The organism is Actinoplanes sp. OR16 (genome assembly GCF_004001265.1).
Taxonomy (GTDB): Bacteria; Actinomycetota; Actinomycetes; order Mycobacteriales; family Micromonosporaceae; genus Actinoplanes.
In genome coordinates, this window is the sequence record NZ_AP019371.1 from 1885815 (window position 1) to 1898940 (window position 13126).

Below are 13126 nucleotides of genomic sequence, written 5' to 3' on the forward strand. Positions count from 1 at the left end.
CGTCGGCTGAGTTTGGTACCCCGACGAAGAGGATCCCCCTGATGCGACGCGCCATCCTGGCCGCGCTCGCCGGCGGCGTCATGCTGACCGGCGCCGCCTGTGAGAGCGATGCGGACACCAGCGAGATCGCGGCGCCGGCCGCCGTCACCGCTTCGGCCGCTCCGGCCACCACCGAGCCGGCCCCCGACTACTCGGAGAACACCGAGAAGGTCTGCGGCGAGCTGGACAAGGTGTTCACCGCGGACCTCGGCGACTTCGGCACCGAGCTCGGCAAGATGATCGCCCACAAGGAGGCGAAGCAGACCGACGAGGCGAAGAAGGCCGAGAAGGCGGCGGCCGCCGAGCTGAAGTCGGTCGGCAGCCAGATCCGCAAGGAGACCGAGGGCGCGGAGAACCCCGAGCTCAAGGAGGCCGGCGACACCTCGGCCACCAAGATCGAGAAGAGCGCGAAGGACCGCGACTACATCGAGAAGATCAAGACCACGAAGGACCTGGACAAGACCCTGAAGACCCAGCTGGCCGAGTGGCTCAGCCCGGTCGCGGGTTACTGCCCCAGCTGACGGTGAGGGCCCGCGAGGGCCCGTACCTCAGCGCTTGCCGATGCTCAGGACCGGCTTCGTGACCTCGGCGAAGAAGTCGTTGCCCTTGTCGTCGACGACGATGAAGGCCGGGAAGTCCTCCACCTCGATCTTCCAGACCGCCTCCATGCCGAGCTCCGGGAACTCGAGCACCTCGACGTGCCGGATGCAGTCCTGGGCCAGGCGGGCGGCCGGGCCGCCGATCGAGCCGAGGTAGAAGCCGCCGTACGACTTGCAGGCGTCGGTCACCTGCTGCGAGCGGTTGCCCTTCGCCAGCATCACCATCGAGCCGCCGGCCGCCTGGAACTTCTCCACGTAGGAGTCCATGCGCCCGGCGGTGGTCGGTCCGAACGAGCCGGAAGCGTACCCCTCAGGGGTCTTGGCCGGACCGGCGTAGTAGACCGCGTGGTCGCGCATGTACTGCGGCATCGGCTCGCCGGCGTCCAGCCGCTCGGCGATCTTCGCGTGCGCGATGTCCCGGGCCACGACGAGCGATCCCGTCAGGGAGAGCCGCGTCTTGACCGGGTACTTGCTCAGCTCGGCACGGATCTCCGACATGGGCCGGTTCAGGTCGACCTGGACGACGGGCTCCTCGCCCAGGTCCACCTCGGGCAGGAACCGCGCCGGGTCGGTCTCCAGCCGCTCCAGCCACACACCGGACGGCGTGATCTTGGCGACCGCCTGGCGGTCGGCGGAGCAGGAGACGGCGATCGCGACCGGGCAGGACGCGCCGTGCCGCGGGAGCCGGATGACCCGGACGTCATGGCAGAAGTAGCGGCCGCCGAACTGCGCGCCGATGCCGAAATCGCGGGTCAGTTCCAGGACGGCCGCCTCCAGCTCCAGGTCGCGGAAGCCGTGCGCCAGCATCGTGCCGGAGGTGGGGAGGTTGTCCAGGTACTTCGCCGAAGCCAGCTTGGCGGTCTTCAGCGCGTGCTCGGCGCTGGTGCCGCCCACGACGACGGCGAGGTGGTAGGGCGGGCAGGCCGACGTACCGATCAATCGCAGTTTCTCGTCCAGGAACTGCATCATCCGCTGCGGGTTGAGCAGCGCCTTCGTCTCCTGGTAGAGGAACGACTTGTTGGCCGAGCCGCCGCCCTTCGCCATGAAGAGGAACTTGTAGGCGTCCGGGTGGCCGCCCGGGTCCTCGGCGTAGAGCTCGATCTGCGCCGGGAGGTTCGTCCCGGTGTTCCTCTCGTCCCACATGGTCAGCGGGGCGAGCTGCGAGTACCGCAGGTTGAGCCGGGTGTAGGCCTGGTAGACGCCGAGCGCGATCGCCGACTCGTCGGCGCCGTCGGTGAGGACGTGCCGCCCGCGCTTGCCCATCACGATCGCGGTGCCGGTGTCCTGGCACATCGGGAGCACTCCGCCGGCCGCGATGTTCGCGTTGCGCAGCAGGTCCATCGCGACGAAGCGGTCGTTCGGCGACGCCTTCGGGTCGTCGATGATCGCGCGCAGCTGGGCGAGGTGCGCCGGGCGCAGGTAGTGGGCGATGTCGTGCATCGCCTCGGCGGTGAGCTGGGTCAGCGCCGAGGGCTCGACGGTGAGGAACCGGCGGCCTCCCGGGCCCTCGACGACATCCACACCCTCGTCCGTGACCAGACGGTACTCGGTCAGGTCCTCGCCGGTCGGCAAGAGCGGCGAGTAGGTGAAAGCGGCGCCTCTGCTCATGAGCGGCAAGCCTAGGGCAGCGGACCCGCCCCGCGCGAACCCTCCCCGAGGCTTCGCTCGACCGGTCACAAATTCACGAGAAGGGCAGGTAGGCCATGTCCCGTCCGGAGACCGCGATCATTCCCTCCGGCCCGACGGCGAAGACCTTCGCATTCGTACGCACATCGGCACGGACCGCCCCACTTCCGGGAGCCAGCGCTGCCACCCGGTTCTTCCAGACCACGATCGCCGCGTACGGCGTGAGCGCCGCCCCGACCCGGTCCCCGCCGGGCTGACTCCACACCGCCTTGTCCTTGCTGAACGAGTACCCCCGCAGCGCATCCCCCTTGCGGATCACGGCGTAGGAGTCGTTCACGGCGAGCACCTCGGACTCCTTGTCGCCGTACCAGAGATTGCGCCCGTCGTTCCCGTTGATCAGCACTTCCCGGCCGTACGGGTCCACCCCGAGCACCACGTTGTAGCCGCCGGCCGGGTCCCGCCCCTGCTCGCAGTCCGACCCGTTGTCGGCCGTACGCAGGTTGAGCCCGTCCTTGCGCCACACCACCGCGTCGCCCGGCGGGTCGGTCGCCACCACCTCGTAGTAACAGGTGCCGTCGCCGGGGGTGCCGGTCACCGTGAGGACCCGGCCGCCGACGATCGACACCTTCTGGTCCCGCCCGGGTCGGATCGTCTGCACGAGCCGCCCCTTCGCCGTGTCGATCACCCGGATCTGGCCGTCGTTCGGCAGCCCGATCAGGCCCGGCAGCGCGGACGGCCCGGCGATGTCGTCGTCCACATATCCGGAGACGAGACGCTTGGTGTCCGGCAGGTCGGGGTTGGCGGCGTCGAGGACGAAGCCGATGCCGCCGGTGCCGACGCTCCACATCTCGCCGCCGGTCTTCGGATCCCACGCGGTGAGCCGGCAGTCGTTCCCCTTCGCGCAGCTCAGGTCGACGATCGCGTCCTGGTAGGTCCAGACCGCTCCGGCCGTGGTGTCGGATCGCCGGACCACGCCGGTCCGGGCGTCGAGGACCTGGTAGCCCTTCGTCAGCAGCTTGCCGGTGACCACCACGGCGTCGTCGCCCTTGCCGGCGACCGCGGCCCAGTCGGCGTCCGACTGCCAGAGCGGGACGGCGGCGGTCAGCCCGTACGCCTCGACCGAGGTGCGGTACTCGACCACCACGGCGTCCCCGACGACGGCGACGCTCTGCGGTGTGCCGCCGAGGCGCTGCTGCCAGCGAGCGCCCGCCGCGACCGGCTCACTCGTGTTGATCCATGCCCAGAGCTGGGGAAACGGGTTCCACACCCCGGTGGCGGCCAGCACCGTGACGACCACAGCGGTGGTGAGCACCGTGTAGCCCTTCAGAGAACCCCCGCCCGAGGCCATTCCGGCAGGGTAGTGACCACGATCGACTTCACGGCTGAGCGCGGAATGCCCGTGTCAACCCGATATCTGGGCAGATTTGACCAAAGGTCCGGTCCGGTACGGGATCAGCTCCGCCAGCGCGATGATCGTGTGAGCGCGGACGATCCCCTCGTATCCGACGATCTGGTCGATCACCCGCTGGAGGTCGGCGTTGGCCCTCGCCACGATCCGGCACAGGATGTCGCCACTGCCGGTGATCGTGTGCGCCTCCAGGACCTCCGGGATCTCCGCGAGGTGCGATGCCACGGCATCGTGGCCGTACCGCTGCCTGATCTCCAATGTCACGAAGCTGGTCACCCCGAAGCCGATCGCCGCGGGCGACACCTCAGGGCCGAAGCCCTTGATCACGCCGCGGGCGGTCAGCTTGTCGAGTCGCGCCTGCACCGTGCCGCGGGCCACCGCGAGCCGGCGGGAGAGCTCCAGCACACCGATCCGCGGTTCCGCGGCGAGAAGCTCGAGCAGCCGGGCATCAAGGCCGTCGAGCTGGACACTCTGCTCAGTCACTGGGCGAAGCTACCGTACATAGTGCGCAGTTTGCCTCCCTCTGCCACCGGCTATCGGACAGCACTGCGGCGACCTGGGACACTGAGATCAAAGACCGGCCCGCAGGGAACGGTCAGGTCGTTCTGGTAGAAGGTTTGCGCATGAGTTCCCTTCCCGCGGGTTGGTACAAGGACCCGGCCGACACCAGCACCCAGCGCTACTGGGACGGTGAGGGCTGGCTGGGGAAGGCCCTCCCGGCCGACGCGACCCCGCCGGACGGTCCGCCCGCGGTCGAGCCGGACCCGCCGGCCCCGGAGCCCGCTCCCGCGCCGGTGCAGCCCGCCCCGCAGACCTTCGCAACGCCCCCGCAGCCGCCGCAGCAGGCGCCTCCGGCGTATGGGCCGCCGCCCGGCTGGGGCCCGCAGCACCAGCCGCCGCCGCACGGCTGGCAGCCCCCTCCGGGAACTCAGCCGCCGGCCGGTTGGCAGCCTCCTCCAGGAACGCAGCCGCCGCCGGGCTGGCAGCAACCTCCGGGCACGCAGCCGCCGGCGGGCTGGCAGCAACCTCCGCCGCAGTGGCAGCAGGGTCAGCCGACGTGGGCCGGCCAGCCGCCGCACGCCTACCTCTATCCGATGCCGGCAGCGATGCCGCACGGTCTCCCGCTCGCCGGTCTGGGCCGCCGCCTCACCGCCCGGCTCATCGACATCGCCGCGGTGCTGCTGCTCAACATCGTCGTGAACGGCTGGTTCGTCTATCAGTACTGGCAGGACTTCAACCCGATCCTGCAGGACTACATGCGCCAGCTCGAAGCCGGCAACGACGCCCTGGTCGCCGAGCCCACCGCGCGCATGCAGACCCTCTCGATCGCCATCGTGCTGGTCGCGACGCTGCTCTGGTTGCTCTACGAGGCGCCGTCCACCGCGAACAGCGGGCAGACGCTCGGCAAGCGCGCCATGGGGATCAAGGTGGTGCCGGTCGAGAGCACCGCGCAGCTCGGCTTCGGGCGTGCCTTCACCCGCTGGGCCCGGCTCGGCATGTGGACGCTCTTCTGGTGGTGCGGGGTCGGCCTGGTGATCCAGTTCTTCGCCTCGCTCTCTCCCGTCTTCGATCAGCGGCTGCGCCAGGCCTGGCACGACAAGGCAGCCGCCACCGTCGTCGTCGCCGTGCCGCACGGCGCCCAGCCCACCGTCCCGGCCAACTCCCCCGGAGGACCGCAATGACCCGGTTGACCCGCGCCGACCTCGACGCCCTGCCGAACTACGTTCCCGGCCGCAACGTCGCCGACCTCGCCCGCGAGCTGGGCATCGACGAGGCGATCAAGCTGGCCAGCAACGAGGTGCCGTACGGCCCGCTCCCCGGTGTGGTGGAGGCGGTCACCGAGGCCGTCGCGTCGGTGCACCGCTACCCCGACATGGGTGTGGTCCGCCTGCGTGAGGTGATCGGCGAGCGCTTCGGCGTGAGCCCGGACCGGATCGTGACGGGCTGCGGCTCGGTGGCTCTCGCCGAGATCCTGGCGAAGTCCACCTGCCTGCCGGGCGACGAGATCATCTACTCGTGGCGGTCGTTCGAGGCGTACCCGATCATCGCGGCCGGCGGCGGCGCGACGAGCGTCCGGGTGCCGAACACCGCGGCTCACGGGCACGACCTCACCGCGATGGCGGCGGCGATCACCGACCAGACCCGGATGATCTTCGTCTGCAACCCGAACAACCCGACCGGCACCTCGCTGCGCAAGGCCGAGATCGACCGGTTCCTCGACACCGTCCCGTCCGACGTGCTGGTGGTGCTCGACGAGGCCTACCGGGAGTTCGTCACCGACCCGGACGTGCCGGACGCGCTGCAGACCTACGGCGACCGGCCGAACGTGGTGGTGCTGCGGACCATGAGCAAGGCGTGGGGCCTGGCCGGGCTGCGGATGGGCTACCTGGTCGCCCAGCCCGAGGTGGCGGCGACCATCCGCAAGGTGGTCACCCCGTTCTCGACCAGCACCGTGGCGCAGGCCGCGGCGCTCGCCGCCCTGGAGCAGGAGGACGAGGTGCGGCGCCGCTGCTCCCTCGTCGTCGCCGAGCGTTCCCGGCTCGTCGAGGCGCTCCGCAAGCTCTCCGTCGACGTGCCGGACAGCCAGGCCAACTTCGTCTGGCTGCCGCTCGGCGAGCGCACCGCCGCCTTCGCCGCCGCGTGCGAGAACCGGGGCGTGATCGTCCGCGGCTTCCACCCGGAGGGCGTGCGGGTCACCGTCGGCACCCCGGAGGAGAACGACCAGTTCCTGGCCGCCGCCGAGGCCGCTCTCTAGGCGAGGGCCTCCTGCTCCGCACGGTGGTGTTCCTCGGCGCTGATCCGGGACGGGAAGGTTCCGCGGAACACCACCACCAGCACGGCCGCCGCCAGCGCGAAGACCGCGGTGATCAGCGGCAGCCCGCCGAGATGCCCGGCGCTGACCATCCGCTCGCCGACGAACGCGCCGCTGCCGATGCCGATCTGGAACGCCACGACGTAGACCGCCGACGCCGCGTCCCGGCTGCGCGGCGCCACCCGCAGCGAGGCCGATCCGAGGAAGACCGGGATCGCGTTGAAGGCGCCGCCCCAGAGCAGCACCGCGAGGACGGTCAGGGCCGGGCCGAGCACCGGGCCGAGGGCCACTACCGACACCGCGGCGGTCAGGACCAGGGCGAGCAGGATCGGGCCGGGGCGGCGGTCGACGTACCGGCCCACCACGAAGTTCGCGACCAGGCCGACAGCGCCGTAGCCGAGCAGCAGCGCGCTGAGCGCCACACCGTCCAGCCCGGCGTCCCGGCGGACCAGCGGCGCGATGTACGTGTAGGCGGCGAAGTGCCCCACCACCAGCACCACGGTGACCGCGCAGAGCCCGGCGACCCGCGGGTTGCGCAGGATCAGCACGGCGTCGCGCATCTGCTGCCCGAGCCGGGCGGCCCGGTCCCGGGGCAGCACCGGCATGGCCGGCAGCAGCCTGATCATCGCGACCAGGCAGACCGTCCCGGCCACCGCCATCAGCCCGATCGTGATCCGCCAGCCCAGCCACTGGCCGAGGGCCGTGCCGAGCGGGACGCCCAGGACGATGGCGAGCGAGTTGCCGATGAAGACCAGCGAGGTGGCCCTCCCGACCTGCCCGGGCGGCGCCAGCCGGGCGGTGATGGGTCCGATCACCGACCAGAACACGCCGTGCGCCAGCGCGCAGACCAGTCTGGAGAGCACGAGCACCGTGAAGGTGGGTGCGAGCGCCGCAGCTGCCTGGGACACCACGAAGACCGCTACGGTGACCGCCAGCAGCGTGTGCCGGGGCACCCGCATGGTGAGCGCGGTGAGCGGGATCGTGCTGATCGCGGCGACCACGGCATAGCTGGTGAGCAGCAGGCCGACCCGGGCCTCGGTGACACCGAGGCCCGCGGAGATCTGCGGTAACAGGCCGACCGGGAGGGTCTCCGCTGTGACGTAGCAGAACGTCGAAGTGCCGAGGACGACGAGCGCCGGGCGGTTGAGCTTCACCGCCACAGAATAAGCTCTAACTAAGAGCAAAATAAAGGAGTCGCCGTGACTACCCGCTCCACCGAGCTGCTCCGGGTGGTGCACCACCGGCCCGGCGTGACCCGCGCCGACGCGGCCCGCCTGCTCGGCGTCGGCACCGGCGCGGCCACCGAGCTGGTCACCAAACTGAGCCGGGCGTCGCTGCTGGTCCAGGCCCCGGCGGCACCGAGCGGCAGCCGCGGCAGGCCGACCACCGTGCTCCTGCCGCACCCCGAGGGCCCGCTCGTCCTCGCGGTGGCGATCACCCACGAGGCATGGCGCATCGACGTGGTCGAGCTGGGCGGGGCCACTGCCGCGACACGCTCGGGACGGCACGCGGCCACCGGGTGGGACGAGGTCCGGGCGGCCGTCGCGGCCGCGATCGCCGAGATCATTTCGCGGTACGGGGACCGCCCGCGTGCGGTCGGGGTCTCCGTACCGGGAACGGTCTCCCGGACCCTGCGCCTGGACGCCTCCACCGCCGGCTGGCACGACGTCGACCTGACCGAGCTGTGGCCGCATGCCGGCGTCTTCGTGGCCGGGAACGACGCCACCCTGGCAGCGACCGCCGAATCGCACCGTGGCGCCGCGGCGAACGCTTCGGTCGCCGTCCACCTGCGCATCGAAGCCGGCCTGGGCGGCGCCGTCGTGGAGAACGGCCGCCCGGTGATCGGCGCCCGCGGCGCTGCCGGCGAGTTCGGCCACATGCCCTTCGGCGACCCGTCGATCCGCTGCCCGTGCGGCGCCTCCGGCTGCTGGGGAACGGCGGTCGACGGCACCGCCCTGGCCCGCTTCCTCGGCGAACCGGCACCGCGCGACCCGGTGACCTACGCCCGCCGCGTGATCGCCGCAGCCGCACCGGGTTCCACGGAGATGATCGCTGTCCGGTCCGTCGCGGCTGCTCTGGGCCGTGGTGTCGCCGGACTGGTGAACGGCCTCGACGCCGACCTGGTGACCCTCGGCGGCCTCGGTGTGGATCTGCTGGCCGCCGCGCCGGACGCGATCGAGGAGGCGTACCGCGACGGCCTCATGCTGATCCACCGCGACTCCCCGCCGCCGGTGCTGCCGGCCGCACTCGGCGACGAGGAGGGCCCGATCGCCGGCGCCGCCGAACAGGCCTGGACGGCGCTGCTGCCGCACCTGACCTAGAGCGCCGCCATGATCACCGTGTCGAGGGTCAGGTAGTAGATCGGGGACTCCGGGTCGTCCTCCGGCGCGTCGGTGCGCAGGCGTTCCATCGCCAGGTAGCCGCCGGCGACCCGGAACAGCCCCGGCTTCCAGTCGGTGCTCTCGGCGCCCATCGCGAGCGGGAACCCGAGGCTCTCCGCCCCGGTCCCGGCGTCCACCCCGACCAGCGTGTTCTCACGAGTGAGCAGCAGGATCGTCGACCCGTTCGCGCCGAGCACCCGGGCCGCGCCGGGCCTCACCCACAGCGGGGTCCCGTCCAGGCCGGTCGCGCTCACGTCACCCGGCGTGGCGTCCACGACGACGCCGCCCACCACGACCACTGTCGTGTCGTCGACGGAGTACAGCCTCTGGACGTCGAACCCGACCACCGCCCAGCCCTGCTTCTGCCCGTCGCGGAACGCCGCACACTGCGAGCCGTCCGCGTCGCAGCCGACCGGCGTCCACGGCCCGCGCGGCCAGCCGGTCACCGGAGTGCCGGTCGCGCCGTTCCACGCCGTCCCGGAGGAGCACGCGACCATGGCGGAAGCCGTCGTGAAGACCTCGTCGCAGCCGGCGGGCCGCTGTTGCCGCCAGGTCGTGGCGCCGGTGCTCACGGCGTACGAAATCAGCTCCTGATCGGAGATGACCACGACGTTGCCGGCGGCGAACCGCAGACCCTGCGCCTGCCAGACCGTCGCGGCGCCGGTGCGATGACCGTCGTAACCGGGCGTCTCCGGACCCGCCGCCCGCCAGATGATCCCGCCGGACCGCGCGTCGATCGCCACGATCTCGCCGTCGGACCACCGGGTGATCACCGTGGCTCCGGTCGCCGCGACCTCGCTGACCTGCTCCGGCCATCGGCGCAGCGACCACCGCGCGGTGTAGACGGTCCGCCCGTCGACCGGCGCGTCCGCCCGCACCTGATGCTTCGCGGCGTACACCCGCACGCGGCCGTCGACGACCAGCGGCGCCACGTTCAACCGGCCCGTTACGCCCGGCTGACGCAGGGTCAGAGGAGGGTACGGCGTAGTAGCGCTCGCCAGCACCTCCGCCGGCGCGAGCACCCGCCAGCCGACCAGCACGGCGGCGGCCAGCAGAACCGCGGCCGCCAGAGTTCGAAGCAGCACCCGGGTCACGAACCGGATTGTTTCACGCTCACTCGTAGCCGCCGTTGATGAGCCCCAGCCGGACCAGCTCGGTGAGCGGCTCCACCACGTTCGCCGCGCCGAAACCGTCGAAGAGCGGCCGCACGTCGTCACGATGCGCCCGGGCCGGCTCGACCAGCGGAACCGGGTGCGTCGCCGCCAGCGCCTCGGCCACCTCCGCCACCTCGCCGCCCTCCGCCGCCACCACCGAGGCGATCAGCACGTTGAGGAAGCCGTGATGGGTGAAACCGGTCTCCGGATCGGTGTGCCGGGTCGCGTGCCGCAGGCCGGCCGCCAGCTTGAACGGCAGATCCCGGTCACGGCAGGCGCAGATCACCGCGGCCAGCTCGACCGGCGTCGGGAACAGCTCGGCGGCGAGACCGCCCACCCGGAACTTCGGCGAGATCGGCAGCCCCTGCGCGCGGGCCTCGACGACGGTGTCCAGCGCCCCGAGCAGGCCCCAGCTCAGCGGGATCTCGGCGTACACCCGCAGATCGCCCTGGAGCGCCGCGAACTCGCGCAGCAACGCCAGCCCCGGCTGTGGATCCTCACCGCGGCGGGCGACCGGCGCCTCCACGTGCTCGATCCCCAGACCGGCGGCGCGCAGCTTCTCCACGGTCGTCGGCAGATTCGCGATCGGCACGTCCCCGATCAGGCCGGCGCGGGCCTGGGGCAGCGGGCCGGCGCCCACGATGGAGGCGGGCACCAGCAGAGAGCCGATCAGGTCCGCGTACCACGAGGCGGTGTGCTCGTCGTACTTCGTCACCCCGTCCGGCAGGCCGATCGGGCTGGGCGGAAGAAGAGACGCGTCATCGACCAGTCCGGCGTACAGCGGAGGCACCATAGTCGACACGATTCCGAACCTAATCGCGGTTCAGGTGTTTCTCAACGTCTGCTGGTCAGCACCATCAACTCGGCTGCCGCGGCCAGCACCATCGCCACGACCAGCGGGACCAGGCCACCGATCACCGTGTAGAGCAGCAGGAACACCGGCGCCGCGCAACACAGGTAGGCGGCGATCGCCAGTCTCCGGTCACTTGCGCGCAGCCTGGACAGCACCACGCCGCCCCGCTCCGGCAGCCGGCTGCCGAACCAGAACACCAGCCCACCGATGATCAGCAGGCCGATCATGCCGGACCAGACCCGCGAGATCCCCGAGCTGACGAGCGTCATCGCGGCGGTCAGGACGGCCATGACCAGGATGCCGGCGGCCGCGAACCGGACGGTGTCCCGCACCGCCTCCGCCGACTCGTCCGAAAGATCAAGTACGGAACCCCGAGGCTTTTCGTACGCCGGCAGCGTCTGCTCTTGCGGAGGCACCGCCGGGATTCCCGCCTCCGTGGGGACGCCCGTTTCGGCCGGCACTCCCAGCGACGCCAACTCGGCCAGATCCTCGAGCGCCCGGGCCCAGCGGCGGCGCTCGAACCGGACGATGCCCACCTCGCTCGCTGCATCACCGATGGTGGCGTCGAGCTCCAGCGCTTCCCCGTACGCCCTCTGCGCCAGGTCGAACAGCCGCAACCGGGCCGCGACAACGGCCAGGACCAGGTGCGCCTCCGCCTCGGCCGGGGCGACCCGCACCCCGTTCCACGCGGCGTTCAGCGCCTCCTGGCCGTTACGTGCCTCGCTGAGCAGGGCGGCGCCGGTGCGTTGCGCGTAAGCGTCCTCGGGCCAGCCGGCCAGGATCCCCTCGGCGATCCGGGCGGCGTCACCGAACCGCCGGCTGTCGGTGAGCGCCATCGCCCGCACCACCAGCCCGGCCAGTGCCGGCGGTGTCCCCGCGGCGGCCCGGTCGGCGGCGGCCAGCGCCTCGGCCGGCTGATCGGCGGCCAGGTGGATGGTCGCGAGCGTGGCGAGCAGCGACGCCTCCTGCGGCGCGCTCGTCAACCCGGCGGCGATCTCCTCGGCTGCCTCGTCATAACGCCCGAGGTCGGCCAGCAGAAGCGCTCGCTGCCGATGCTCCTCCGGCGTGGTCTCGGGCTCAATGGGGGCGGACACGCTGCCGAGCGTAAGCGGTCTAGCTGAAGATCACGTGAGTCGGGGTCAACCGGCACACCACCCGCACGACGTCCGGGCCATCAGCGGTCCACGGCTCGTTCGCGTACTTGTAGCTCAACTCGCTGATCAGGTCACCCTCGTCGTCGACGAGCCCGACCGTCCCCTCGACCGTGAAGTACGAGTACGGCTGCGCCGGGTCGTAACCGCAGATCGACACGCGGGGGTCGCGCTCCATGTTGCGCGTCTTCTGCCGCCCGCGAACCGTCGAGAAGACGACGTCGTCACCATCCCGCCGGACCCAGACCGGCGTCGACTGCGGCGAGCCATCCGGGTTGATCGTAGTGAGCACCACATATGTGGGATTGTCGATCAGTTTCCGGGCGACGTCCGGCAGCGCAACGCTCATGGCAGTGATCATGCCCGATGACCGCCCCACCCACCCGGTGACGAGCGACACCAGTCAGCGGGCAGGGTAGATCAAAGCCACCGCTGTGCCGGCCAAACCCTCACCGCGCCCGGTCAGCCCCAAGCCGTCCGTGGTGGTCCCGGCCACCGTCACCGGCGCACCCACCGCCTCCGACAGCACCTTCTCCGCCTCGGCCCGCCGCTTGCCGATCTTCGGCCGATTCCCGATCACCTGAATCGAAACGTTCCCGATCTCGAACCCGGCAGCCCGAACCCGCGCCGCCGACTCAGCCAGCAGCACCACACCGGCAGCCCCCGCCCACTCCGGCCGACCCGTCCCGAAGTTGCCACCCAGATCCCCGAGCCCGGCCGCCGAAAGCAGCGCGTCACAGGCAGCGTGAGCAGCCACATCAGCATCCGAATGCCCAGCCAGCCCCGGCTCATCAGGCCAGTGCAGCCCAGCCACCCAGCACTCCCGCCCGGCGTCGAAAGCATGCACATCGGTGCCAACACCAACCCGAGGAATGATCACCCGGCGAGCCTACGCCCGCCTCTCCCCACCCGACGTCCCACACCAGCCAGCGCTCGCCTCAGCCCTCGCCCCCATCGCAGCCCTGGCCCCGGCTCAGGCCTTCGCCCCCACCGCAGTCCTGGCCTCGGCTCAGGCCTTCGCCCCCACCGCAGCCCTAGCCTCGGGTCAGGCCTTCGCCCCCACCGCAGCCCTAGCCTCGGGTCAGGCCTTCGCCCCCACCGCA

13 protein-coding genes are annotated in these 13126 nt (G+C 71.5%); 4 read left to right on the forward strand and 9 right to left on the reverse strand.

All coding sequences use genetic code 11. From position 1 onward, the window contains the following. The first annotated feature begins 41 nt into the window (after positions 1-41). Entirely contained in the window at positions 42-560 is a 519-nt protein-coding gene (locus tag EP757_RS08735; protein ID WP_127543733.1) for a hypothetical protein, read from the forward strand. 27 nt (positions 561-587) lie between these two features. Here the strand turns inward: EP757_RS08735 and EP757_RS08740 are convergent, their stop codons facing one another. From EP757_RS08740 to EP757_RS08750, 3 genes are all read right to left on the reverse strand, one after another. After that, positions 588-2246, reverse strand: a complete 1659-nt coding sequence (locus EP757_RS08740) for a fumarate hydratase (RefSeq protein WP_127543734.1) — start codon at positions 2244-2246, stop codon at positions 588-590. A 73-nt stretch (positions 2247-2319) separates the two neighbouring features. Next, a complete protein-coding gene (locus EP757_RS08745) occupies positions 2320-3612 on the reverse strand; it encodes a hypothetical protein (RefSeq protein WP_127543736.1) in 1293 nt (430 codons plus the stop codon). A 54-nt stretch (positions 3613-3666) separates the two neighbouring features. Further along, entirely contained in the window at positions 3667-4155 is a 489-nt protein-coding gene (locus tag EP757_RS08750) for an Lrp/AsnC family transcriptional regulator (RefSeq protein WP_127543738.1), read from the reverse strand. Positions 4156-4295: 140 nt separating this feature from the next. Here EP757_RS08750 and EP757_RS08755 point away from each other — a divergent pair, with 140 nt between their 5' ends. Further along, the gene (locus EP757_RS08755) at positions 4296-5354 is read left to right on the forward strand and encodes an RDD family protein (RefSeq protein WP_127543740.1); all 1059 of its coding nucleotides are present in this window, start codon (positions 4296-4298) and stop codon (positions 5352-5354) included. After that, positions 5351-6427, forward strand: a complete 1077-nt coding sequence (gene hisC / locus EP757_RS08760; protein ID WP_127543742.1) for a histidinol-phosphate transaminase — start codon at positions 5351-5353, stop codon at positions 6425-6427. Before EP757_RS08755 ends, hisC begins: the two co-directional genes overlap by 4 nt. Here the strand turns inward: hisC and EP757_RS08765 are convergent. Next, positions 6424-7638, reverse strand: a complete 1215-nt coding sequence (locus EP757_RS08765) for an MFS transporter (RefSeq protein WP_232050425.1) — start codon at positions 7636-7638, stop codon at positions 6424-6426. The genes hisC and EP757_RS08765 overlap by 4 nt on opposite strands. Before the next feature lie 45 nt (positions 7639-7683). Here EP757_RS08765 and EP757_RS08770 point away from each other — a divergent pair, with 45 nt between their 5' ends. Continuing rightward, on the forward strand, positions 7684-8805 hold the full coding sequence (locus EP757_RS08770; RefSeq protein ID WP_127543746.1) for an ROK family protein: 1122 nt from the start codon (positions 7684-7686) through the stop codon (positions 8803-8805). On the opposite strand, the gene EP757_RS08775 is transcribed toward EP757_RS08770, so the two are convergent. Genes EP757_RS08775 through ispF form a run of 5 tightly spaced genes read right to left on the reverse strand, consistent with a single transcriptional unit; the run spans position 8802 to position 12903 of the window. After that, positions 8802-9959 carry a PQQ-binding-like beta-propeller repeat protein gene (locus tag EP757_RS08775; protein WP_127543748.1) on the reverse strand — a complete coding sequence of 386 codons (1158 nt, stop codon included), beginning with the start codon at positions 9957-9959 and terminating at the stop codon, positions 8802-8804. The genes EP757_RS08770 and EP757_RS08775 overlap by 4 nt on opposite strands. 19 nt (positions 9960-9978) lie before the next feature. Then, complete coding sequence (locus EP757_RS08780; protein WP_174262363.1) at positions 9979-10821, reverse strand: hypothetical protein; 843 nt, start codon at positions 10819-10821, stop codon at positions 9979-9981. 32 nt (positions 10822-10853) lie between these two features. Continuing rightward, entirely contained in the window at positions 10854-11966 is a 1113-nt protein-coding gene (locus EP757_RS08785) for a hypothetical protein (RefSeq protein WP_127543750.1), read from the reverse strand. Positions 11967-11985: 19 nt separating this feature from the next. Then, positions 11986-12372, reverse strand: a complete 387-nt coding sequence (locus EP757_RS08790) for a PPOX class F420-dependent oxidoreductase (protein ID WP_174262364.1) — start codon at positions 12370-12372, stop codon at positions 11986-11988. Between the two features lie 54 nt (positions 12373-12426). Further along, on the reverse strand, positions 12427-12903 hold the full coding sequence (ispF, locus tag EP757_RS08795) for a 2-C-methyl-D-erythritol 2,4-cyclodiphosphate synthase (protein WP_127543754.1): 477 nt from the start codon (positions 12901-12903) through the stop codon (positions 12427-12429). Positions 12904-13126: the final 223 nt, after the last annotated feature.